Origin of the sequence: Blastococcus colisei (genome assembly GCF_006717095.1) — a bacterium.
GTDB lineage: Bacteria > Actinomycetota > Actinomycetes > Mycobacteriales > Geodermatophilaceae > Blastococcus_B > Blastococcus_B colisei.
In genome coordinates, this window is the sequence record NZ_VFQE01000002.1 from 925,663 (window position 1) to 948,776 (window position 23,114).

19 protein-coding genes are annotated in these 23,114 nt (G+C 72.4%); 6 read left to right on the forward strand and 13 right to left on the reverse strand.

The window, feature by feature from the left end; translation table 11 throughout:
- Positions 1-40 precede the first annotated feature (40 nt).
- Complete coding sequence (locus FHU33_RS23890; RefSeq protein WP_142028029.1) at positions 41-808, reverse strand: SDR family oxidoreductase; 768 nt, start codon at positions 806-808, stop codon at positions 41-43.
- A 115-nt stretch (positions 809-923) separates the two neighbouring features.
- Here FHU33_RS23890 and FHU33_RS23895 point away from each other — a divergent pair, with 115 nt between their 5' ends.
- Both FHU33_RS23895 and FHU33_RS23900 read left to right on the forward strand, forming a co-directional pair.
- Positions 924-2,219 (forward strand): arginine deiminase, encoded by a 1,296-nt coding sequence (locus FHU33_RS23895; protein ID WP_142028030.1) that lies wholly within the window; start codon positions 924-926, stop codon positions 2,217-2,219.
- A complete protein-coding gene (locus tag FHU33_RS23900) occupies positions 2,216-3,649 on the forward strand; it encodes a M20/M25/M40 family metallo-hydrolase (RefSeq protein WP_211355339.1) in 1,434 nt (477 codons plus the stop codon). The genes FHU33_RS23895 and FHU33_RS23900 overlap by 4 nt, the downstream gene beginning before the upstream one ends.
- An 87-nt stretch (positions 3,650-3,736) precedes the next feature.
- Here FHU33_RS23900 and araA read toward each other — a convergent pair whose 3' ends face one another.
- The 8 genes from araA to FHU33_RS23940 form a co-directional block, all read right to left on the reverse strand.
- On the reverse strand, positions 3,737-5,245 hold the full coding sequence (gene araA / locus FHU33_RS23905; protein ID WP_246064175.1) for an L-arabinose isomerase: 1,509 nt from the start codon (positions 5,243-5,245) through the stop codon (positions 3,737-3,739).
- An 11-nt stretch (positions 5,246-5,256) separates the two neighbouring features.
- Positions 5,257-5,985 carry an L-ribulose-5-phosphate 4-epimerase gene (locus FHU33_RS23910; protein ID WP_142028032.1) on the reverse strand — a complete coding sequence of 243 codons (729 nt, stop codon included), beginning with the start codon at positions 5,983-5,985 and terminating at the stop codon, positions 5,257-5,259.
- Positions 5,982-7,661, reverse strand: coding sequence for a xylulokinase (locus FHU33_RS23915; RefSeq protein WP_142028033.1), 1,680 nt, complete (start codon positions 7,659-7,661; stop codon positions 5,982-5,984). The genes FHU33_RS23910 and FHU33_RS23915 overlap by 4 nt, the downstream gene beginning before the upstream one ends.
- 106 nt (positions 7,662-7,767) lie before the next feature.
- Positions 7,768-8,805 carry a LacI family DNA-binding transcriptional regulator gene (locus tag FHU33_RS23920; protein ID WP_246064177.1) on the reverse strand — a complete coding sequence of 346 codons (1,038 nt, stop codon included), beginning with the start codon at positions 8,803-8,805 and terminating at the stop codon, positions 7,768-7,770.
- Between the two features lie 53 nt (positions 8,806-8,858).
- Positions 8,859-10,109 carry a multiple monosaccharide ABC transporter permease gene (gene mmsB / locus FHU33_RS23925; protein ID WP_142028034.1) on the reverse strand — a complete coding sequence of 417 codons (1,251 nt, stop codon included), beginning with the start codon at positions 10,107-10,109 and terminating at the stop codon, positions 8,859-8,861.
- Positions 10,106-11,644 carry a multiple monosaccharide ABC transporter ATP-binding protein gene (gene mmsA, locus FHU33_RS23930; RefSeq protein ID WP_142028035.1) on the reverse strand — a complete coding sequence of 513 codons (1,539 nt, stop codon included), beginning with the start codon at positions 11,642-11,644 and terminating at the stop codon, positions 10,106-10,108. Before mmsA ends, mmsB begins: the two co-directional genes overlap by 4 nt.
- Positions 11,645-11,903: 259 nt before the next feature.
- Positions 11,904-13,028, reverse strand: a complete 1,125-nt coding sequence (chvE, locus tag FHU33_RS23935) for a multiple monosaccharide ABC transporter substrate-binding protein (protein ID WP_142028036.1) — start codon at positions 13,026-13,028, stop codon at positions 11,904-11,906.
- A 275-nt stretch (positions 13,029-13,303) separates the two neighbouring features.
- A complete protein-coding gene (locus FHU33_RS23940; protein ID WP_142028037.1) occupies positions 13,304-14,233 on the reverse strand; it encodes a DUF5926 family protein in 930 nt (309 codons plus the stop codon).
- Positions 14,234-14,305: 72 nt separating this feature from the next.
- Here FHU33_RS23940 and FHU33_RS23945 point away from each other — a divergent pair, with 72 nt between their 5' ends.
- Positions 14,306-15,508 (forward strand): cytochrome P450, encoded by a 1,203-nt coding sequence (locus FHU33_RS23945; RefSeq protein WP_246064178.1) that lies wholly within the window; start codon positions 14,306-14,308, stop codon positions 15,506-15,508.
- Between the two features lie 89 nt (positions 15,509-15,597).
- On the opposite strand, the gene FHU33_RS23950 is transcribed toward FHU33_RS23945, so the two are convergent.
- Positions 15,598-16,785, reverse strand: coding sequence for an IS30 family transposase (locus tag FHU33_RS23950; RefSeq protein ID WP_425456752.1), 1,188 nt, complete (start codon positions 16,783-16,785; stop codon positions 15,598-15,600).
- A 112-nt stretch (positions 16,786-16,897) separates the two neighbouring features.
- Here FHU33_RS23950 and FHU33_RS23955 point away from each other — a divergent pair, with 112 nt between their 5' ends.
- Entirely contained in the window at positions 16,898-18,514 is a 1,617-nt protein-coding gene (locus FHU33_RS23955; RefSeq protein ID WP_142028039.1) for a long-chain fatty acid--CoA ligase, read from the forward strand.
- A gap of 96 nt (positions 18,515-18,610) precedes the next feature.
- Here FHU33_RS23955 and FHU33_RS23960 read toward each other — a convergent pair whose 3' ends face one another.
- Both FHU33_RS23960 and FHU33_RS23965 read right to left on the reverse strand, forming a co-directional pair.
- Positions 18,611-18,940 (reverse strand): rhodanese-like domain-containing protein, encoded by a 330-nt coding sequence (locus FHU33_RS23960; RefSeq protein WP_246064180.1) that lies wholly within the window; start codon positions 18,938-18,940, stop codon positions 18,611-18,613.
- A gap of 195 nt (positions 18,941-19,135) precedes the next feature.
- Entirely contained in the window at positions 19,136-19,618 is a 483-nt protein-coding gene (locus tag FHU33_RS23965) for a hypothetical protein (RefSeq protein ID WP_142028040.1), read from the reverse strand.
- Positions 19,619-19,753: 135 nt separating this feature from the next.
- Here FHU33_RS23965 and FHU33_RS23970 point away from each other — a divergent pair, with 135 nt between their 5' ends.
- Positions 19,754-20,266, forward strand: coding sequence for a PH domain-containing protein (locus FHU33_RS23970; protein ID WP_142028041.1), 513 nt, complete (start codon positions 19,754-19,756; stop codon positions 20,264-20,266).
- Positions 20,263-21,756 (forward strand): PH domain-containing protein, encoded by a 1,494-nt coding sequence (locus FHU33_RS23975; RefSeq protein ID WP_142028042.1) that lies wholly within the window; start codon positions 20,263-20,265, stop codon positions 21,754-21,756. The genes FHU33_RS23970 and FHU33_RS23975 overlap by 4 nt, the downstream gene beginning before the upstream one ends.
- Here FHU33_RS23975 and FHU33_RS23980 read toward each other — a convergent pair.
- Positions 21,737-23,062, reverse strand: coding sequence for a glutamate mutase L (locus FHU33_RS23980; RefSeq protein WP_142028043.1), 1,326 nt, complete (start codon positions 23,060-23,062; stop codon positions 21,737-21,739). The genes FHU33_RS23975 and FHU33_RS23980 overlap by 20 nt on opposite strands.
- Positions 23,063-23,114 lie beyond the last annotated feature (52 nt).

Consider the following 23,114-nt stretch of genomic DNA (forward strand, 5'->3'; position numbering starts at 1 on the left):
ACCGACGATCAGGAGACCTGATCACCGGTGGGAGCGCGGGTCAGGACGTCGTGGCGATGCCGCCGTCGACGGGGATGACGGCGCCGGTCACGTACGCACCGGCCCGGCTGGCCAGGTAGACGACGACGCCGGCCATGTCATCGGGGCGGCCGATGCGGCCCAGCGGCGACTTCGCGGCGATCTCGGCCCCGAACGCGTCCAGGGTGGCGGCCATCATCTTCGACTCGAACGGCCCCGGGGCGACCGCGTTCACCGTGATCCCCTTCGGGCCCAACTCCTTGGCGAGCACGCGGGTGAGCTGGTGCAGACCTGCCTTGCTCGCGGCGTAGGAGTAGGTCGGCATCGGGTTGACGTGCAGGCCGTCGATGCTGCCGACGTTCACGATGCGGGCCGGGTCGCCGTCGGTCGCGGCCGCCTGGAGCGTGGGCAGGAACGCGCGGGTGAGGAAGAACGGCGACTTCAGGTTGAGGTCGAGCAGCTTGTCCCACGCCGACTCGGGGAAGGTCTCCAGCGGCTCGCCCCAGGTGGCGCCGGCGTTGTTCACGAGGATGTGCACCCGCTCCTCGGACCGGCCCACCTCCTCGGCGAGCCGGACGCACTCGGCCTCGGTGGAGAGGTCGGCCGGGATGGAGACGGCGGTGCCGAACTCGGCCAGCTCGGCGACGGCGGCGTCCCCGGCCTCGGCCTTGCGGGAGGAGATGTAGACGCGGGCCCCCGCCTGGAGCAGACCGCGGGCCATCATCAGGCCGATGCCGCGGGTGCCGCCGGTGACGACGGCCACCTTGCCGGTCAGGTCGAACAGGTCCACGCGTTCCTCCGTGTCGCCGATGGCCCGCCTCGCTGCCGGCCGGTTCGCCACACTATCCAGCGGGTCGCCGGGCACCGACGGGCGGCACGGGCTCCCCCTGTGCCAGCCTCTGGGCATGATCGAGTCCCCGTCAGAGGCGCCCCTCATGGGCGCCACCAGCGAGGTCGGCCGGCTGCGCACCGTGCTGCTGCACCGCCCCGGCGCCGAGCTGCGGCGGCTGACCCCGCGCAACAACGACGAGCTGCTCTTCGACGGCGTCCCGTGGGTGGACCGCGCCCAGGAGGAGCACGACGCGTTCGCCCAGGCCCTGACCGACCGTGGCGTCGAGGTGCTGCACCTGGACCGGCTGCTGGCCGAGGTGCTGTCCTTCCCCTCCGCCCGGGCCGAGCTGATCGCCGCAGCGGTCGACGACCCCCGGCTGGGCGCGACCCTGCAGCGGTCGACCACCATGCACCTGACCGGCCTGGCCCCCGAGGACCTGGCCCGCACCCTGATCGCCGGCCTGGCCCACGACGAGCTCCGCGGCGGCAAGGGGCTGGCCTACGAGGTCATGGACCGCGGCGACTTCGTCGTCCCCCCGCTGCCCAACCTGCTGTTCACCCGGGACTCCTCGGTCTGGGTGGGCGACGAGGTGGCGGTGACGTCGCTGGCCATGCCCGCGCGGCACCGCGAGAGCACGATCACCGCGGCCGTCTACGCCCACCACCCACGGTTCGCCGGGGTGGAGCAGCTCTACGGCGCGCGCCTGGAGCACCTGGAGGGCGGGGACGTCCTGCTGCTGGCCGAGGGCGTCGTGGCCGTCGGGGTCGGCGAACGGACGACGCCCGGCGGGGCCGAACGCCTGGCCCGTCGGCTGTTCGCCCGGCGGCTGGCGCACACCGTGCTCGTCGTCCCCATCGCCCAGCAGCGGGCGACCATGCACCTGGACACCATCGCCACGATGGTCGACGCCGACGCCATGGTCATGTATCCCGCGGTCGCCGACTCGCTGGTCGCCTGGACCGTCACCGCCCCGGACGGCGTGGCCGACGATGCCGACACGGCCGAGCTCGCGGTCGCCGGCCCGCAGCCCTTCCTGACCGCCGCCGCGGCGGCGATGGGGATCGACCGGCTCCGGGTGATCGACACCGGCCTCGATCCGGTCACCGCCGAGCGCGAGCAGTGGGACGACGGGAACAACACCCTCGCGCTGGCGCCCCGCCTGGCCGTGGCCTACGAGCGGAACACGGTCACCAACGCCGCGCTCGAGGCGGCCGGCATCGAGGTCGTGCGGATCGCGGGGTCGGAGCTCGGCAGCGGCCGGGGCGGTCCCCGCTGCATGTCCTGCCCGGTGGCCCGCGACGCCCCGGCTGCCACCGACGTCCGTTCCATCGCATCGGCGACCGGGCCGGTACCCGAGGGGACCCGGTGAAGGGCGCTCTGCTCGCCGCGGCCTGCGGTGCCGCGGTGTCCGTGGCCGCCCGCCGGGTGGCCCGCTTCAGGCCACCCGAGACGTTCCCGGAGCCGGCCGACCTCGACGGTCTGGACGCCGACGCCGCTGCCGGGCGGCTGGCGGAGCTGGTCCGCATCCCGACGATCTCCTCGCGCGACCCGGAGGAGCGCGACGCCGCCGCGTTCGAGCAGTTCCGCCACCGCCTGACCGAGCTCTACCCGCAGACCCACCGGGTGCTGGAGCGGGAGGTGCTGGGCGACGGCGCGCTGCTCTACCGGTGGTCGAGCGGCACCGACCTGCCACCCCTGGTGCTCATGGCGCACTACGACGTCGTCCCGGTGGCCGGGCAGGACTGGACCCGCGACCCGTTCTCCGGACTGATCGAGGACGGCGTGGTGCACGGCCGCGGCGCCATCGACGACAAGGGCGCCCTGGTCGCGATCCTGGAAGCGGTGGAGTCCCTGGTCGCCGCCGGGTTCACCCCCGCCCGCGACGTCTACCTCTCGTTCGGCAACGACGAGGAGGTGGCCGGCGTCGGGGCGCAGCTGGCGGTCGAGGCCCTCGCCGCCCGTGGCGTCCGGCCGTGGGCTGTCATCGACGAGGGCGGCGCCGTGGTGAGCGGGGTCTTCCCCGGCGTCCCGGGGCAGACCGCCGTCGTCGGGCTGGCGGAGAAGGGCCTGCTGGACGTCGAGCTGGTCACGACCGACGCCGGTGGTCACGCGTCCGCACCGGTCCGCGGCGGCGCCCCCGCGCGGCTGGCCCGCGCCATCCTGCGGATCGAGGACCACCCGTTCCCCGCCCGCCTGCACGACGTCGTCCTGGGGATGGTCGACGCCCTCGGCCGGCACGCACCCCTCGGCTACCGCGCCCTCTTCGCCCATGCGGAATACCTGCGGCCGGCGCTGGCGAAGGTCCTGTCCGGAGCCAGCCGCGAGGCGAACGCGCTGGTGCGCACCACGGTCGCCATCACCCAGCTCGAGGGCAGCACGGCCCGCAACGTGCTGGCCACGCGCGCCCGGGCGCACGCCAACATCCGGATCGCTCTGGGCGAGACGGTCGAGTCGACGGTCGACCGGCTGCGGCGGGTCATCGACGACCCGAGCGTCGAGCTGCGCGTCGTCTCGGGCAACGACCCCTCACCGGTGTCCCGGGCCGACAACGAGGCGTTCGCGCTGGTGAGCGCGGCGGTCCGGTCGGTGTACCCGGAAGCGGCGGTGGCGCCGTACGTGATGGTGCAGGCCAGCGACGCCCGGCACTTCAGCCAGGTGTGCGACAGCGTCTACCGCTTCATGCCGTTCGACCTGAGCAAGGACGAACTGGCCGCCCTGCACGCCGCCGACGAGCGCATCTCGGTCGCGGCCCTGCACCGCGGCGCCGGCTTCTTCCGGTACCTGATCCGCCACCTCTGAGGGTGTTCCGCGGATGCTCGTGCTCTGCTTCCCCCTGTAAGCAGAGCACAAGCTTCCGAGGACCTGGGGCGCCTCGCGGTGTCGCTGCTACAGGCGCTGGTTGAGGCGGTGGTAGGCCGCGCTCCAGCGCAGCTCCTTGGCCAGCGACCGCCGCGTGGTGTCGGCGTCGATCAGCACGAGCTCGGTCGAGAACACCTCGGCCAGGTCGGTGAGCTCGTCGGCACCGAGCTGGGTGGTCAGCACCGTGTGGTGCGGCCCGCCGGCGGTCAGCCAGCCCTCGGTCGCCGTCGCGAAGTCCGGCCGCGGCTCCCAGACGGCGCGGGCCACCGGCAGGTTGGGCAGCGGCTCGTCGGGCTCGACGACGTCGATCTCGTTGGCGACCCACCGGAACCGGTCACCGAGATCGGACCAGCCGATGACGACGCCCGGCGCCGGGGCCGCGGTGAAGACCAGGCGGGCCGGGTCCTCGCGGCCGCCGATGCCCAGCGGGTGCACCTCCAGCCGCGGCTTCTCGCCGGAGATCGTCTGGCAGACCTCGAGCATGTGGGCGCCGAGGATCTTCTCGCTGCCCACCTCGAGGTCGTAGGTGTAGTCCTCCATGAACGACGTCCCGCCGGGCAGTCCGGCGCTGGCCACCTTGAGCACCCGGAGCAGCGCCGAGGTCTTCCAGTCGCCCTCGCCGCCGAAGCCGTAGCCGTCGGCCATCAGCCGCTGGACGGCGAGCCCCGGGAGCTGGCGCAGGCCGCCGAGGTCCTCGAAGTTCGTCGTGAACGCCCCGAAGCCGCCCTCTTCCATGAACCACCGCAGCGCGGCCTCGATCCGCGCCTGGTACCGCACCGCCTCGTGCCGGTCCCCGCCCGGGAGCACGTCGGCCGACATCTCGTAGACCTCGGCGTACTCCTCGACCAGGTCGTCGACGGCGGCCTCCTGCACCGCGTCGACCACGGCCACCAGGTCGTTCACGCCCCAGGTGTTCACCGACATGCCGAAGCGGATCTCCGCCTCGACCTTGTCCCCCTCGGTGACCGCGACGTTGCGCATGTTGTCGCCGAACCGGGCCAGTTTGAGACCACGCGCGGCGGCGGCACCCGCGGCCGCTCGGGCCCACGAGCCGACCCGCGCGCGCACCCGAGGGTTGGACACGTGCCCGGCAACCGTCGTCCGCGGCACCCGCAGCCGGGTGAGCATGAACCCGTACTCGCGGTCGCCGTGGGCGGCCTGGTTCAGGTTCATGAAGTCCATGTCGATCGTCGCCCAGGGCAGGGCGGCGTCGGCCTGGGTGTGCAGGTGCAGCAGCGGCTTGCGCAGCGCGTCCAGCCCGGGGATCCACATCTTCGCCGGGGAGAACGTGTGCATCCAGGTGATGACGCCGAGGCAGGCCGCGTCCTCGTTGGCCGCCCCCATGATCCGGCGGATGGCGGCCGCGTCCTTCAGCACCGGCTTCCAGACGACGCGAACCGGGACCTCGCCGGCCTCGTCGAGCGCGGCCGCCACGCGCTGGGACTGGGACGCGACCTGCTGGAGGGTCTCCTCGCCGTACAGCCCCTGGCTGCCGGTCAGGAACCAGACCTCGCGGCCTTCGAACGGGGCAGTCACAGGTTCCTCCATCAGCGTTGTCCGTACACGTTCTGGTAGCGCGCGTAGAGCGAGTCGATGTCGGCCTGCGCGATCGGGATGGGCTCGCCCAGCTGGCGGGAGAGGTGCACGGTGCGGGCGACGTCCTCGGTCATGACCGCGGCCTTGACCGCCGCCTTCGCGCTCGCCCCGATGGTGAAGACGCCGTGGTTCTGCATGAGCACCGCCGGCGAGCGGGACCCGGAGAGCGTCGCGACGACGCCCTGGCCGATCGAGTCATCGCCGATGAGCGCGAACGGGCCCACCGGGATCGGGCCGCCGAACTCGTCGGCCATCGCCGTCAGCACGCACGGGATCTCCTCGCCGCGCGCGGCCCAGGCCGCGGCGTACGGGCTGTGCGTGTGCACCTGTCCGCCCGCCTCCGGCAGGTGCCGGTAGACGTAGGCGTGCGCGGCGGTGTCCGACGACGGCGCCTTGACCCCGTCGACCACGGTCCCGTCGAGGTCGCAGACGGTGATGCCCTCCCAGCTCAGCTCGTCGTAGGAGACGCCGCTGCCCTTGATCACGAACAGTTCCTCACCCGGCACCCGCGCGGAGACGTTGCCCGCCGTCCAGGTGACCAGCGCGTAGCGGGTCAGCTCGCCGTGCAGCGCGGCGACGTGCTCGCGCAGCTCTCGGTGGGTCCCTCGCTCGGTCGGTGCGTTCGGGGTCCCCGCGGAGACGTGGAGCGCCAGCGGAGCGTCTTCGTGGGGTGAAATCATGCCGGCTGCTCCTCGGTCAGGACGGCGGAGGTCGTCCCGGTGTCGTCGGTCTGCTGGTGGCCGACCCCGACGTGGTCCACGGCGGCCCGCTCGACCGGGAGCGCGGCGACGTACCGCCGCATGAACGCGTCGAAGCCCTCGACGTCGACCGGGTCGGGCAGATGATTCCGCAGGGCCGTGCCGGTGAAGACCGTGGTGTCCAGGTAGTCCGCCAGGCTCCGTTCCGACGAGCCACTGGTCGCGAAGGCGGCCAGGACGGCGATGCCCCAGGCGCCCCCCTCGCCGGCGACGTCGCCGACTGAGACCGGGGTGTCGATGGCAGCGGCCAGGAAGCGTTGCGCGACGCCCTCGGTCTTGAACAGGCCGCCGTGCGCGAACATCCGGTCCAGCCGCACGCCTTCGGTCTTCTGCAGGACGTCCATGCCGATCCGAAGCGTGGCCAGGGACGCGAACAGGTGGGTCCGCATGAAGGTGCTCAAGCTCAGCCTGCTGTCCGGGGACCGCAGGAAGAGCGGTCGGCCCTCCTCGAGGCCGGTGATCGGCTCCCCGGAGAGGTAGTTGTAGGCGAGCATCCCGCCGCAGTCGCTGGCACCGTCCAGTGCGGCGGCGAACAGCGTCTCGAACACCTCCGACGAGTCGACGTCGACGCCCAGCGTCCGGGCGAACTCGGCGAACAGCCCGACCCAGGCGTCCAGCTCACTGGCCCCGTTGTTGCAGTGCACCATGGCCACCGGGTCCCCGGCCGGCGTGGTGACAAGGTCCAGTTCGCGGTGCACCCGGGCGAGCTCGCGCTCGAGCACGACCATGGCGAAGATCGAAGTTCCGGCGGAGACGTTGCCGGTGCGCGGAGCGACCGAGTTGGTGGCGACCATCCCCGTGCCCGCGTCACCCTCGGGCGGGCAGAGCGGGATGCCGGGGCGCAGCCGCCCGGTCGGGTCGAGCAGCGCCGCGCCCGCCTCGGTGAGCTCGCCGGCCGGCCGGCCGGCGACCGCGATCGCCGGCAGCAGCTCGGCGAGGGTCAGCTCGACCCCGGCCTCGGCGGCCAGCTGGTCGAATCGGGCCAGCATCGTGGCGTCGTACCCGCGGGTGGCCCTGTCGGTGGTGGCGGTGTCGATCGGGAGCATGCCGCTGGCGTCACCGATGCCGAGGACCTTCTCGCCGGTGAGCTGCCAGTGCACGTAGCCGGCCAGGGTCGTCAGGTGGTCCACCCGGCCGACGTGCTCCTCGCCGTCCAGGATCGCCTGGTAGAGGTGGGCGACGCTCCACCGGTGCGGGATGTTGACGCCGAACTCCGCGCTGAGCCGCTCGGCTGCCCGGCCCGTGTTCGTGTTGCGCCAGGTGCGGAACGGCGTGAGCAGCTCACCGTCGGCGTCGAACGCGAGGTAGCCGTGCATCATCGCCGACACACCGAGGGCGCCGACTCCTGCCAGCTCGACCCCATGGCGTCGCCGCACGTCGTCCGCCAGGGCCGCAACGCTCTGCTGCACGCCCGTCCAGACGGCGTCCAGCGAGTACGTCCACAGCCGGTCCACGTACTGGTTCTCCCAGTCGGAGCTGCCGACGGCGAGCGGCGCGTGGTCCGGACCGATCAGCACCGCCTTGATCCGGGTCGACCCGAGCTCGATCCCCAGGGCCGTGCGACCGCCGGTGATCGCCTCGCCGGCATCCGTCGTCATGTGAGGGGACCCTTTCGACCACCGGGAACAGGCCTGGCGCCGACGATCCGGTCGACCGCCGGACGCGGCAAGCAACCGGATGTTAGCGCTAACAGAGAGGGCCGCCTCACGCTCGGGCCGGGGACGGACCCGTGCTGGACCGCACCAGCAGGGCCGGGGGAACGGGCTCGGGGTGCAGGTCCTCCCCCTTCATCCGGGCGAGGACCAGCTGCACCCCCCGCCGTCCCAGCTCGGCGAAGTCCTGCCGCACGGTGGTCAGCGGAGGCGTGAAGTACGCCGCCTCGGGCAGGTCGTCGAACCCGACGACGCTGACGTCCTCCGGTACGCGCAGGCCTCCCTCGTGCAGTGCGGCGAGCAGCCCGAGCGCCATCTGGTCGTTGGCCGTGAACACGGCCGTGACGTCCTCCCCGCCGCGGATGCGGGCGGCGAGCACCTTGCCGGCGAGGTATCCCGAGGACGGCGTCCAGTCCCCGCGCAGCATGTCCTCGGGCACCGGTGCGCCGGCGGCCAGCAGCTCCGACCGCCAGCCCTCGATTCGTCCTCGGGCCTCCTGGGAGTCGGCTGGTCCGGCGACGTGGTGCACGGTCCGGTGGCCGAGGCCGAGCAGGTGCCGGGTGGCCAGGCGGGCACCGGTCTCCTGGTCCACGCCGACGGCCGGGCGGTCCTCGGCCCCGCCCACCTGGACGGCGACCAGCGGCACCACGGGGTCGAGTGCGGCGAGCGCCTCTGCGGCGTCGTCGTAGGTGGACAGCGCCACGATGCCGTCGACCCGCTGGGCCACGAAGGTGTCCACCGCCTCACGCATCGCCCCGGCGGTCGCGTCGTCCAGGATCGAGACGCTGAGCGAGTAGCCGGCGGCCCGTGCCGCGTTCTCCAGCCCCAGCATCGTCTGCGCGGGCCCGTACTGGTTGATCTTGACGGTGACCAGGCCGATGGTGTGACTGCTCCCGGTGACCAGCGCGCGGGCCGCCCGATTGGGCCGGTACCCGAGCTCGGCGATCGCCTGCTGCACCCGTTCCCGGGTCAGCGGCGCCACGCTCGGGTGCGCGTTGATCACCCGCGAGACGGTCTGGTGCGACACCCCGGCCCGCGCCGCGACGTCCGCCAAGCCGGGTGGGCGGGACGCCGCCACCTGGGACGCCACCCCGTCTCCTCTGCTGACGGCCCGACCGGGCGGGCGGCGGACCGGGGTCGTCGTCAGCGCGATGCGCCGGCGCGGCGCTTGTTGTAGACGTCGAAGGCGACGGCGAGCAGGAGCACCAGGCCCTTGACCACCGACTGGATCGGCTGCTCGACGCCCATGAGCTGCATGCCGTTGCTCATGACCGCCATGATCAGACCGCCGACCATCGCGCCGACGACGGTGCCGACCCCGCCGGTGACGGCCGCACCGCCGATGAAGGCCGCGGCGATGGCGTCCAGCTCGAACATCTCGCCGGCCGACGGCTGCGCCCCGTTCATGCGCGAGGAGTAGATGACGCCGGCCACCCCCGCCAGGAAGCCCATGTTCACGAAGATCCAGAAGTTGACCTTCCTGACCTTCACGCCCGAGAGCATCGCCGCCGACAGGTTGCCGCCGATCGCGTAGACCTGACGACCGAAGATCGTCCGCTTGGTGACCAGGCCGTACACGATGACCAGGACGGCCAGGATGATCAGCACGATCGGCAGCCCGCGGGAGTGCGCCAGCTGCCAGGCGAAGGCCATGACGACGGCCGCCACGGCGACGATCTTGGCGATGAACAGGGGCAGGCTCTCGACCGGCTGCTCGTAGCGAAGCTGGGCCATCCGCGACCGCCAGCTGCTCACCGCGTATCCGGCGACGGCGATGCCGCCGATGAGCAGGGTGAAGGCGTCGTAGCCGTCCCCGCCGATGAGCCCGTTCAGGAAGCCGGTGGCGATGCGGCTGTACTCGCGGGGGAACGGGGACAGCGAGATGTTGTCGAGCACCTGCAGCGTGAGGCCGCGGAAGAGCAGCATGCCGGCGAGGGTGACGATGAAGGCCGGTATGCCGACGTAGGCGACCCAGAAGCCGTGCCAGGCCCCTACCGCCATGCCGACGGCGAGTGCGGCGACGATGCCGACCCAGGTCGGGTAGCCCTGCTGGATGACCAGCACCGCGGAGACCGCGCCGCACAGCGCCACCACCGAGCCGACCGACAGGTCGATGTGACCGGCGATGATCACGATGACCATGCCGATCGCGAGAACGAGGATGTAGCTGTACTGCAGGACGATGTTCGTGACGTTGCGCGGGCTCAGCGAGACGCCGTCGGTGAGGATGGCGAACAGCACCACGATCGCGACGAAGGCGATGTAGATGCCGCTGGTGCGCAGGTTGCGGGTGAGCAGGTGCAGCGGGTTGCTGTCGGTCGCCTGCTCCTTCGCCTGCTTGGCAGCACCCGGCGCCGGGGCGATCTCCTCCGTCTGCGGGACCATCTTGGTCATGCCGCCAGCTCCTTGTCCTGAGTCATGAGCTCCATCAGGTTCTCCTGGGTGGCCTCACGCACCGGCACCTCACCGGTGATCCGCCCGGCCGCGAGGGTGTAGATGCGGTCGCAGATGCCGAGCAGTTCCGGCAGCTCCGACGAGATGACGACGACGGCCTTCCCGGCCGCCACCAGTCGGTTGATGATCGTGTAGATCTCGTACTTGGCGCCCACGTCGATGCCGCGGGTGGGCTCGTCGAGGACCAGCACGTCCGGGTCGGTGTAGAGCCACTTCGACAGGACGACCTTCTGCTGGTTGCCGCCGGAGAGCTTGCCGACCACCGACATGACCGTCGGCGCCTTGATGTTCATGCTGCGCCGGCTGCCCTCGGCGACCTTGATCTCCTCGTTGCCGTTGACCCAGCCGCGGCGCGAGAGCTTGCCGAGGGCGGCCGCGGAGACGTTGCGGCGGATGTCCTCGATCAGGTTGAGGCCGTACTTCTTGCGGTCCTCGGTGGCGTAGGCGATGCCGTTGTCGATGGCCTCGGCGACGCTGCGCGCCTTGATCTCCTTGCCGTGCATGAAGACGCGGCCGGCGATGTTCCGTCCGTACGAGCGGCCGAAGATGCTCATCGCCAGCTCCGTGCGGCCGGCGCCCATGAGCCCGGCGATGCCCACGACCTCGCCGGCGCGGACGGAGAAGTGCGCGCCGTCGACGACCTTCCGCTCCTGGGTCGGGTGCCACACGGTCCAGTCCTCGACGCGCAGCACCTCCTCGCCGGGGTCCGACTCCCGCTCGGGGTAGTAGCTCTCCAGGTCGCGGCCGACCATGCCGCGGATGATGCGCTCCTGCGTGACCTCGCCGGCGGCCAGCTCCAGCGTCTCCACGGTCTTCCCGTCGCGGATGACGGTGACGCGGTCGGCGATGGCGGTGATCTCGTTGAGCTTGTGCGAGATCATGATGCAGGTGATGCCGCGCTCCCTGAGGTCGCGGAGCAGACCCAGCAGGTGCGCGGAGTCGGTGTCGTTCAGCGCCGCCGTCGGCTCGTCGAGAATGAGCAGCCGCACGTCCTTCGAGAGCGCCTTGGCGATCTCGACCAGCTGCTGCTTGCCCACGCCGAGCTGCCCGACCGGGGTCACCGAGTGCTCGCGCAGGCCGACCTGGCGCAGTAGTTCGTCGGCGTCGGCGTTGGCCCTGTTCCAGTCGATGAGGCCGCCGCGGCCGGTGCGCTCGTTGCCCAGGAAGATGTTCTCGGCGATCGAGAGGAAGGGCACCAGCGCGAGCTCCTGGTGGATGATGACGATGCCGACGTGCTCGCTGTCGCGGATGTCGCCGAAGTGCACCGACTCCCCGTCGTAGACGATCTCGCCGTCGTAGCTGCCGGTCGGGTAGACGCCGGAGAGAACCTTCATCAGCGTCGACTTGCCGGCGCCGTTCTCGCCGCAGATCGCGTGGATCTCACCGCGCCGTACGGCGAGGTTGACGTCCTCGAGCGCCTTCACGCCGGGAAACGTCTTGGTGATGGAGCGCATCTCCAGGATGTAGTCGTCCATGGACTCCGCTGTCCTCGTCTCCCGCGCCCGGATCCGGGCGGTCGGATGGTGGCGGTCGGCTACGGGCGGCGCTTCGCCGGGCGTGGGCGGCCGGATGGGGAGCGCACGAGCGTCCGGACGGCGTCCGTCCGGCCCCCGTGGCGTGCGGGTGGTACGGGTGCGTGGTGGTGCCGGGTCGTGCGGTGTGGTGCAGATGGTGCCCGGTCGGGCCCGGCGGCGGTAGCGGCGCCGAGCCCGACCGGCGTTCAGGTGGTGCGGATCAGCCCTCGGCCTGGCCCGACGCGACCTCTTCAGCCGTCCAGTAGCCGCTGTCGACCAGGACCTCCTGGATGTTGTCGGCCGTCACGGTCTCGATCGGGAGCAGGTACGACGGGACGACCTTCACGCCGTTGTCGTAGGTCTCGGTGTCGTTGGCCTCCGGCTCCTCGCCCTCGAGGAACGCCTGGGCGGCGACCACGGCCTGCTCGGCCAGCAGACGGGTGTCCTTGAAGATCGTCGAGTACTGGACACCGTCGGCGATGAGCTTGACCGAGGCGATCTCGGCGTCCTGGCCGGTGACGATCGGCATCGGGCGGTCACCCTCGCTGATCGTCGGGCCGTACCCGGCGTTCTGCAGGGCGGTGATGATGCCGCGGGACAGGCCGTCGTACGGCGAGAGGACGCCGTCGAGCTGCTGGCCGCCGCTGTAGGAGGAGGTCAGCAGGTCCTCCATGCGCCGCTGCGCGGTCTCCTGCTGCCAGCGCAGGATGGCCACCTGCTCGATGTCGGTCTGGCCCGAGGGGACGACCAGGGTGCCGGCGTCGATCAGCGGCTGCAGCACCGACATGGCGCCGTCGAAGAAGAAGTGGGCGTTGTTGTCGTCCAGCGAGCCGGCGAACAGCTCGATGTTGAACGGACCGCCCTCGCCGAGGCCCTCGACCAGCGACTCGGCCTGCGCGACGCCGACCTGGAAGTTGTCGAAGCTGACGTAGAAGTCGACGTTCTCGCTGTCGCGGATCAGCCGGTCGTAGGAGATGACCGGGATGCCGGCGTCGGCGGCCGCCTGCAGCTGGCTGGACAGCGCCGTGCCGTCGATGGCGGCGACGATCAGGGCGTCGACGCCCTGGGTGATCATCGAGTCCACCTGCTGGGCCTGGGTCGGGATGTCGTCGCCGGCGTACTGCAGGTCGACCTCGTAGCCCTCGGCCTCCAGCTGCTCCTGGACGGAGTTGCCGTCGGCGATCCACCGCTCGGACGTCTCGGTCGGCATCGAGACACCGATCGAGAGGTCCTCGGGGGCCGCGTCCGACGTGTCGTTGTTGCTGCCGGCGCCCTCGCCGCCACATGCCGCCAGCGTGAGCGCCAGGACGGCGCTCGCGGCGGTCAAGCCGAGCTTCCTGCTCACGTGTGATCTCCTCTTCGAGACATCTGCCGCCACTCGACCCGGTCGACACGGCGCAGGCCCGCGCGACGCGAGCGAAGCCAATGTGAGCGCTAACAACTGCCGCCGTCAACCCCCGTCGGCCCGATAGTTGTCACGATGGCGTAACGCCCGCGACACCTCGGCGTGGGCGCGCTGCAGCGGTTCCCGCGTCGTCACAGACCGCATTTCTGGGGTCGTGCTCGTGCTGGTGGAGTGAGGCAGAACCCGGCAGAGCGCGAGCAATACCCCAGAAGGGGTCAGCGGAGCGTGATCTGCCGGGAGATCAGGCCGGCTCGGGCCCGGCGCTCGTCGGAGGTCAGCGGCTCGGTCACGGCCAGTGCCTGCTCGAGCCGGGACTGGAACTCCGTCGCCGGCCCCACCCAGTCCTCTGCCGCGATGTCGGCGGGCAGGTCCCAGACGGGGACGACGAGCCCGAGGGCGCGGAAGGCTCCGGCGTAGCGGGTTCCCTCGCCGAGCAGGATCTGGCCCGACGCCGAGAGCCGGGCGAGCGCGTCGAGCAGCTTCTCCTCGGGCTCCGGCCGCACCCAGCGCAGGTGAGCCCGCTCGTCTCCCGGCCGCACCCAGTACGCCGCCTCGAGCCCCTCCAGGCGGACGGTCGGCAGGATCGCCTCGTTGGCGGGCTCCAGACCGGCCATGGCCGCGGCGGACGGATCGGTCCCCTCCAGCCAGAAACCGAAGTCGTCGTGCACGGTCACCTCGAACGGCGCCGAGAGGTCGAGCAGCTCCTGCAGTCGCGGACCGGCCGAGCCGGCGGCGCCGATCGGGCCCGGGTCGACCGGAGCGCCGGCCGGGGCCTCGAGCGCCGCGGCGAGCGACGTGCCGATGTCGCGGCTGACGTCGTCGGAGGACGCATGCATCTGGGCGCCGACCACGATCTCGCCGTTGGCCCGCACCAGGGCCGGGGTGCCACCGGGCAGGACGCTGGCGAGGGTGACCTCGCGGCCGTCCGTCGTCCGCAGCACGGCCGTGGCCGCCGGCACCAGCTCGCGCAGGGCGACCCAGTCGGCCTCACCCGGCAGGCCCTCGAAGGGCCGGGTCACCGGCGGGGCGTAGCCCGACCCGTGGCAGTGCTTGTAGCGGCGACCGGACCCGCAGAAGCACGGGGCCTTCGGGTTGATGCCCTCCGGCGCGGCGGCGGGGGCGGAGGAGCGCTTGCGGGAAGCCATGCGGTGCAGCGTATGTGGGGTCCCGATCCGGAAGTGACCGGCGTCGTGACTGCACTCCATAGGCTCGTGCGCGTGACCGCCGTTCCGCTCGACCTGGCTGACCCCGCCGTCGTCGCCGACCCGTATCCCTCCTTCGCCCGGGCTCGTGCGGTCGCGCCGGTCCAGTGGCACGCGGGCCTCGGGCTCTGGCTGGCGTTCACCCACGCCGAGTCCAACGCCGTCCTGCGGGACCGCCGGCTCGGCCGGATCTGGGCGGACAAGCAGCCGGCCGAGCGGTTCGAGAGCTTCAACCTGATCCACCGCAACGCGATCCTGGAGATGGAGCCGCCGGACCACACGAGGCTGCGCCGGCTGATCAGCGCCGCCTTCGCCCGGGGGCACGTCGAGCGGCTGCGGCCGTGGGTGGAGGACCTCGCCCGCTCGCTGGTCGACGGGCTGGTGGATCGCTCGGCCGGTTCCGAGCCGGTCGACGTCCTCACCGGCATGGCCGAGGAGCTGCCCGTCGCGGTCATCGCCGAGCTGCTGGGCGTGCCGGACGCCGACCGGCCGCTGCTGCGGCCGTGGTCGAACGCGATCGTGAAGATGTACGAGTACGGCCGGACGACGGAGATCGAGGACGACGCCGAGCGCGCCGCGGCGGAGTTCGTCGCCTACCTGCGGGGGCTGGCCGCCGACCGCCGTCGCGCCCCGGGCGAGGACCTGCTCTCGCACCTGGTGGGCGTCCGGGACGCCGAGGGCGACCGGCTCACCGAGGACGAGCTGGTGACGACCTGCATCCTGCTGCTCAACGCCGGGCACGAAGCCACGGTCAACGTGAGCGGCAACGGCCTGCTGGCGCTGCTGGAGCATCCCGACCAGCTGCAGCGGCTGCGGAACGACCCGGCCCTGCTGCCGACGGCGATCGAGGAGCTGATGCGCTTCGACTCCCCGCTGCAGCTGTTCGAGCGCACCGCGACCGAGGACGTCGAGATCGGCGGCATCACGGTGGAGCGCGGCCAGAAGATCGCGGCCCTGCTCGGCTCGGCCAACCACGACCCGGCGGTGTTCGCCGAGCCGGAGACCCTCGATGTCGGCCGCACCGAGAACCCGCACATCTCTTTCGGCGCCGGCGTGCACTTCTGCATCGGCGCCCCGCTGGCCCGCGTCGAGCTGCAGGCGTCGTTCGGCGCGCTGCTGGAGCGGACGTCGCGGCTGGAGCTGGGCCGCCCCGCGCAGCGACGTCCGGAGTTCGTGATCCGCGGCCTGCGCGACCTGCCCGTCGTCCTCACCCCCTGACCGCGGCTCCCGCGTCCTCCCTCACCGTTCGGGGTCCTCCCTCACCGTCGACCGCGAGGTAGGACCCCCGACGATCAGGTCAGGCGGATTCACGGAGCGGTCGCAACACCCGTGGATTGATGGCCCGACAATAGTGGGCCGATGACCTCGTCGGGCTTGAGCCAGCCGAGGACCTTGCGGGGCCGGCCGTTGAGTGAGGCCGCGATGGCGGCGAGGTCTGCGGGACTGTGCACCGAGAGGTCGGTGCCCTTGGGCAGGTACTGGCGCAGCAGGCCGTTGGTGTTCTCGTTGGTGCCGCGCTGCCAGGGCGAGTGCGGATCGCAGAAGTAGATCGGCAGGTCGGCGGCGATGCTGATCTGCTTGTGGTTGCGCATTTCCAGGCCCTGGTCCCAGGCCAGCGAGCGGCGCAACTCCGCCGGAAGCCCGCCCATCGCGGCCACCACGGCGTCGTGGAAGGCGAGCAGGTCGTGCGGGCCGGGCAGGTGCAGCAGGATGGTGAACCGAGTCGAGCGCTCGACCAGGGTGCCCACCGCGGAGCGGTTGTTCTTGCCCATCAGGAAGTCGCCCTCCCAGTGCCCGGGCACGGCGCGGTCATCGGCGTCGCCCGGCCGCTCCCGGATGGAGATCTTGTCCGGGATACGGCGGTCGGGATCGGACCGACCGTCCACCCGCTTACGCGGCTTGCGCAGCGCCCGGCCGGTGCGCAGGTGCTTGGTCAGCTCCCGGCTCAGCTCCCCGCGGCCCTGGATGAACAGCGACCGGTAGATCGTCTCGTGGGAGACCTGCATCGCCTCATCGTCACCGAAGTCCAGCCGCAGCCGGGCCGCGATCGCCTGCGGTGACCACTTGTCCTCCAGCCAGGCCTGCACATGGTCGCGCAGCGGCAGGTGAGCGAGCTTGTGCCGCTTCGGGCGGCGCGCCCGCTGCTCGGCCGCGGCCTGCGCCGGCACGGCGCGATACGGCCTGCCCGGCGGACGGTTGCGGCGGATCTCCCGACTGATCGTGCCCGCATCACGATCAAGCCCCCGGGCGATGGCCCGCACCCCCTCCCCCCGCTCCAGCGCGCAGGCGATCTCCTCCCGCTCGGGCAGGCTCAGATACCGGCCCTTCGGCTCACTCAGTTCGACAGGTGACACCCCGCCACACTCGCGGAACCACCGGAACCCACGGGCCTGCGACACACCGGCCTGCTTCGCCGCCGCCACCGTGGCCCGCCCGTCGCGAATACCTCGCCAGAACGCCCGCCGCAGGTGCTGCAGCTCCGCCGTCTCCGCCATGCCCCGACCCCCAGGTCAGCTCAGGGGTGTTGCGACCACCCACTGAGCCCGGGTCAGCTGATCATCACGTAGTCCGGTGGAAGGTGAGCCGGGTCACTGGCAGGATCCGGCTATGCGCGGGCTGATGCAGGACACCCCACTGACCGTCGACGCGATCTTCCGGCACGTCGAGCAGCACTACGGCGACGGGACGATCGTCACCAACAACCCCGGGGGCGTGACCCGGGCGACCTACGCGGAGTGGGCACAGCGCACCCGCAAGCTCGGTGGCGTCCTGGACACCCTGGGCATCAGCAGCGACGGCCGGGTCGGCACGTTCGGCTGGAACAGCCAGCGCCACCTCGAGCTGTACTTCGCCGCGCCGTGCACCGGCCGCGTGCTGCACACGCTCAACGTGCGGCTGTTCCCCGAGCAGCTCACCTACATCGCCAACCACGCCGAGGACGAGGTCATCTTCGTCGACCGCACGGTGCTGCCCCTGCTCTGGCCGCTGATCGACACCATGACGACGGTTCGGCAGGTCGTGGTCATGGACGACGGCGGCGGCAACGAGATCCCCGACGACGCCCGGATCCTCGACTACGAGACGCTCCTGGCCGAGGCGGAGCCGGTCGAGTTCCACGTCGAGGACGAGACCCTGGCCGCCTCCATGTGCTACACGAGCGGCACCACCGGCAACCCGAAGGGCGTCGTCTACTCCCACCGCTCGACGTGGCTGCACACCATGGGCGTGATGGCGCCGAACGCCTTCGGCCTGGGCATCCGCGACGTCGCGATGCCGGTCGTGCCGATGTTCCACGCCAACGCCTGGGGCATCGCGCAGGCCGCACCCGCGGCCGGGGCCTCGCTGGTGATGCCGGGCGCGCTCATGCAGCCGGAGGCGATCGCCAAGCTGATCATCGACGAGGGCGTCACGTTCACCGCCGGCGTCCCGACCATCTGGCAGGGCGTGCTCCCCCACCTGGCCGGCAAGGCGCACAAGCTGCGCGACATCGGCTGCGGCGGCTCCGCCGTCCCGAAGGCATTGAGCGAGGCCTACCGCGAGCAGGTCGGCATCCCGATCCTGCAGGCGTGGGGCATGACCGAGACCCACCCGGTGGCCTCCTCCGGCGTGCTGCCCAACCGGTACGAGAACGCCGACGACGAGACCAAGGCGGCCCAGCGTGCCCGCGCCGGCATCCCGTTCCTGGGCGTGGAGGCCCGGATCGTCGACGCCGACACCCTCGAGCCGCAGCCGTGGGACGACAAGGCCACCGGCGAGCTGCAGGTGCGCGGGCCGTGGTGCGCGAAGGACTACTACAACCCCGACGCGGGCGTGGAGCTCACCACCGAGGACGGCTGGATGAAGACCGGCGACGTCGCGGCGATGGACGCCTACGGCTCGATCCGGATCGCCGACCGCACCAAGGACCTCATCAAGTCCGGCGGCGAGTGGATCAGCTCGGTCGACCTGGAGAACGCGATCATGAGCCACCCGGCGGTGAAGGAGGCCGCGGTCATCGGCATCCCGCACCCGAAGTGGGACGAGCGCCCGCTGGCCTGCGTCGTCACCAAGGAGGGCGAGTCGGTGACCGAGGAGGAGATCCTCGAACACCTCAAGCCGCTGGTGGCCAAGTGGTGGATGCCCGAGGCCGTGGAGTTCATCGACGAGGTGCCCAAGACCAGCGTCGGCAAGTTCTCGAAGAAAGACCTGCGCAGCAAGTTCGCGGAGTACCAGCTTCCGAGCTGACGGCAGCCCCACTGCACCCGCCCCCCGGGCATAGGTACCTATACGTGCGTTCTGGCGGCCGATCCGCAGGTATAGGTACCTATGCCTGGGCCGGGGTCAGCGGACGAAGGGGGGCTGGCCGGTCTCGCTCACCATGGGTTTGCCGGCCGCCTCCCACTCGCCCATGCCGCCGCCGACGTTGACCGCGTCGAACCCGTTCTGGTTCAACCACGCGGCCACTCGCGCCGACCGGCCGCCGCCGCGGCAGGTGACGTAGAGCGGATCGCCCTCGGGGAGGTCGTCGAGCCGGGTGGGGACGTCGCCCATCGGGATGTGGGTCGCACCCTCGATGTGGCCGTGCACCCACTCGTCGTCCTCACGGACGTCGAGGACGACGGCGTCCTCGGGCAGCTCACTGGCGGATACGGTCGGAACCTGCTGCGGCATCACGCACTCCATCGTGGCACGCAACGGCGCGCGGTTCGTCGAGAGCGTCACGCCAGATGGGCGACGTCCACAGCGGCGGACGGGACGCTCCAGCGGACAGCCAGTGTCAGTACAGGCCCAGCCGAGGCAGCAGCTGATCGGCCTGAGCGACGATCTCGGTCGCGGCCTGCAGCGCTTCGCCCGCCTCCCCGCTGCTCACGGTCTCGGGGGCATGAGCACTCGGGTAGTCCAGCTCGTTGCGACACCTGCGCAGAACATGGAAGTCGGCGAATCCCGGGTGAACTGCGCGCGCAGGACGCGCTCGACGGCAATCTGCCCGCCGGAGGCGGTGGCCCGGAGACCTTGCCGCGCGAGGAGCGCGATGCCGGCGTGGCGGGCGGCGTCGTATGCGAGCACGTAGGCGGAGTCGGGGTCGGCCTCGAGGAGGGTGGCCGCCGAGTCGAGCAGCTGCCGGGCTCGGGCCAACGAAGCCGCTGCCGAGCGGACGGCAGCGGGTACCCGCTGCAGGGCCCGCTCGGCCAGCCTGGCGTCCACATCCGTGGCGCCGGTCTGCCATGCACTCACTGCGGCGCCCGGGCAGTTGCTGTGGCCGCACATGAACAGGACGACCGCGACAACGGCGATCACGACGACGAAGAGGGTCAGCGTCACCCGGCCACCGACGCTCAGCCTGTGCATTCCGCCTCGGTCACCGGTTCATCCAGCCAGAAGCCGCCACGAGTGGCGGGGCGACCCCCGGACGTTCACCCGTACGAGAGGCGCTGTGCCGTCGGAAGGGCAATCACTCCGGGAGCGGCTGGAAGGATGGACGTGATGACCACGACCCCGTCGCCCGTGCGCGAGCCGGCCTGGCCGCTGTCCCGCTCGGCGATCGGGCTGTGGGTCACCGAGGGCGTCATCAGCAGCGTGTTCCTGGGCATCGGCGCGGCCCTGTTCGCGACCTTCGTCCCGTCCGACGCCCCCGCCCCGATGCCGCTGCTGCGCTGGCTCGTCCCCGCCGCGGTCCTCGTCTACGCGGTCGTGGCCATCGGCATCCGGCCGTGGGTGCGCTTCCGCGTGCACCGCTGGGAGGTGACCGGCGAGGCGGTCTACACGCTGACCGGCTGGCTCACCCGCACCTGGACGCTGGTGCCGATCTCGCGCATCCAGACCGTCGACGTCACCCGCGGCGTGCTCCAGCAGATGTTCGGGCTCTCCACGGTCGCGGTGATGACGGCGTCGTCGCAGGGCACCGTGCAGGTCTGGCACCTCGAGGCGAACGTCGCCCAGCAGGTCGCCGACGACCTCGCCCACCGGGCCGAGCAGGTCCGCGACCAGGCCACATGACCGCCCCGACACCCCAGCCACCGACGACGGGACGGCGGACCTCGCCGCTCGTCGTCCTCGTGCACACGGCGACCTTCCGCCAGGCGCGGCAGTTCGTCCCGGCGGTCATCCCGATCGTCGCGGCCACCGGCCTGGGCGGCGGGACGACGACGGTGGTCGCCCTCGTCGTCGGCGTCACCCTGCTGTCCCTGGCCACCGCCGCCCTCTCCTGGTGGCGGTTCACCTACGCCGACGGCCCCGCCTCGGTCGTCGTCACCCGCGGGCTGCTGTCCCGCTCGGTGCGCACCGTGCCGAACGACCGCATCCGCGGCGTCGAGGTGGAGACCCCGCTGCTGCACCGGCTGTTCGGCCTGGTCCGAGTGCGCATCGACGCCGCGGCCGGCGCGGTCAACGGCAAGGAGGAGGAGCTCGTCGTCGACGGCCTTCCCCGCGCCGAGGGCGACCGGCTGCGCGCCGCCGTCCTCACCCACCGGTCCACGCCGGCGCCGGACGAGGGCACCGAGCCCGAGCCGGAGGAGCAGTTCGCCCGGTTCGACAACCGCTGGCTCCTCTACGCCCCGCTGGTCGGCAGCTACCTGGCCGTGCCGCTCGCCGCCGTCGGCGGGCTCTTCCGGCTGGCCCAGGAGCTGCCCGAGCGGTTCCGCCCCGACGTCCCCGGCGTGGAGGTCGTCGGCGTGCAGTCGCTCCTCGTCGCCCTCGGGATCGCGCTCGTGCTGCTCGTCGCGGGCTCGGTCATCGGCGCCGCCGTCGTCAACTGGGGCTTCCGGCTGACCCGGCGGGGCGGCTCGCTGGTCGCGGCGCGCGGGCTGGTCACCCGCCGGCACACCGAGCTGGAGATCGACCGGATCCGCGGCTGGACCCTCACCGAGGGCGTGGGCATGCGCTGGGTGCGGGCGGCGCGGGTCAGCGCCCTGGTCACCGGGCTGGGCGATGCCGCCCGACGCGGGCAGCTGCTGCCGCTGGGGCCCCGCGAGGAGGGCCGGGCGGTCGGCGTCCGCCTCGTCCCCGAGCCGGGCCCGCTGCTGCCCCATCCTCCGGCCGCGCGACGACGGCGGATCGTCCGCGCCCTCACGGCCGGTCTCCTGGTCACCGCGGCCGGTGCGGTGGTGACGCCGCTGCTCGGCTGGTGGTGGGTTCTCGCGCTCGGCCTGGTGCTCCTGGTCCTGGGCGTGCCGCTCGGGCTGGGCCGGTACGCCGCCCTGGGCCACGCGACCGGGCCGGACTCGTTCGCCGTCCGCAGCGGATGGCTGGTCCGCGAACAGGCGGTGCTGCAGCGCCGGGCCGTCGTCGGCTGGCAGGTGCGGCAGTCGCCGTTCCAGCGGTCGGCGGGCCTGGCGACCGTCCTCGCCTGCGTCGGCGCCGGGCGCGGCGGCTACGCGGCCGTCGACATGGCGGCGGACGAGGTCGCCGAGTTCACCGCCGCCGCCTCCGACGGCTGGGCCCGCGAGCTCGCCGCCCGCCGAGACGGCGTCACCCGACCGGCGGGATGACCTGCTGCCGGCTCCCCAGCAGGTCCCGGGCCAGCGCAGCGGCGGCGTGCGGATGCTCGGCGGCGAGCAGCCCGATCGCGGCGAGGACGTAGCTCCGGTCGACGATCACCGGCGTCCCGGCGAGCACGCTGCCGGCGCCACCGGCATCCGCGGCCACCCGCGTGAGAACCCGGTCGACTGCGGCCCGGTCGGCATGGCGGAAGACACCCCCGGAGAGCACCACGAGGCCGGCAGAGCGGGCGCTCGCGCCGCCGGGGCCGTACCCGGCCTCGGCCCGCAGGTGCCGGCGCAACGCCACGGTCGCTGCCGCCTCGCCCAGGTCCAACGGGTCGTCGCCGGGCTCGCCCAGCCCCTCGGCCACCGCCGCGGCCCGGAGCGCCTCCACGCTCCACGAGACGCCCAGATCGCCTTCCACGGTCCGACGACGGGCCGGCACGCCGACCGCCTCCCGGCCCAGCGTCGCCTGCTCGGCGTCGGGGTCCGGGACGCAGTAGACGTCGGTGGTCGCGCCGCCCACGTCCAGGACGACGACGGAGACCCGCTCCGGGGCGAGCACGCGGGCCAGCACCGTCACGCCCTCGAGGACGGCGTCCGGCGTCACCGCGCGGACCCAGGATCGCAGCCCCGGGTCGGTGGAGAGCCGGCCGCCGCCGATCACGTGCTCGAGGAAGACCGCGCGGATCGCTGTCCGGGCGGACTCGGGCGCCAGCCGGCCGATGTCGGGCAGCACGTTGTCGGCCTCGTGCACGGGCAGCCCGCCGTCCCGCAGCACGGCGGCGACCTCGTCCCGCACGGCGACGTTGCCCGCGAGCACGACCGGGACGGACCGCGGAAGGACCCCGCTGCCCCCCAGCACTCGCGCGCTCGCACTGGGACCCTGCACCGGGGCCGAAGACGCGAGCACAGCCGCGTTCGCCCGCAGCACCGACGCCTCGCCGCCGTCGGTGCCCCCGACCAGGAGGACGACGTCCGGCTCCGCGGCCCGCAGCGCGTCCAGCCGGTCGGCGTCCAGCAGCCCGGCGGCGACGTGCACGACCCGCGCACCGGCCGACAGCGCCGCCCGGTGCCCGGCCTCGGCGCTGATCAGCTGCTCGTACCCGACCACCGCCAGCCGCAGCCCGCCCCCGGCGCTGGAGCACGCCACGACGGGCGCCTCGGGGAACCCCGCCGTCGCGGCGAGGACGCCGGTGACGACGTCGTCCAGGGTGGTCGGCGCCTGGGCCGTGGCCAGCAGGTGCCCGGTGGCCGGATCGACCAGCGCGGCCTTGGTGAACGTCGACCCGATGTCGACGCAGGCGAGCGTCATGCCCGCAGGAGCCCGGCGCCGGACGGGACGAGTCGGGCGGTCACCCGGCGGA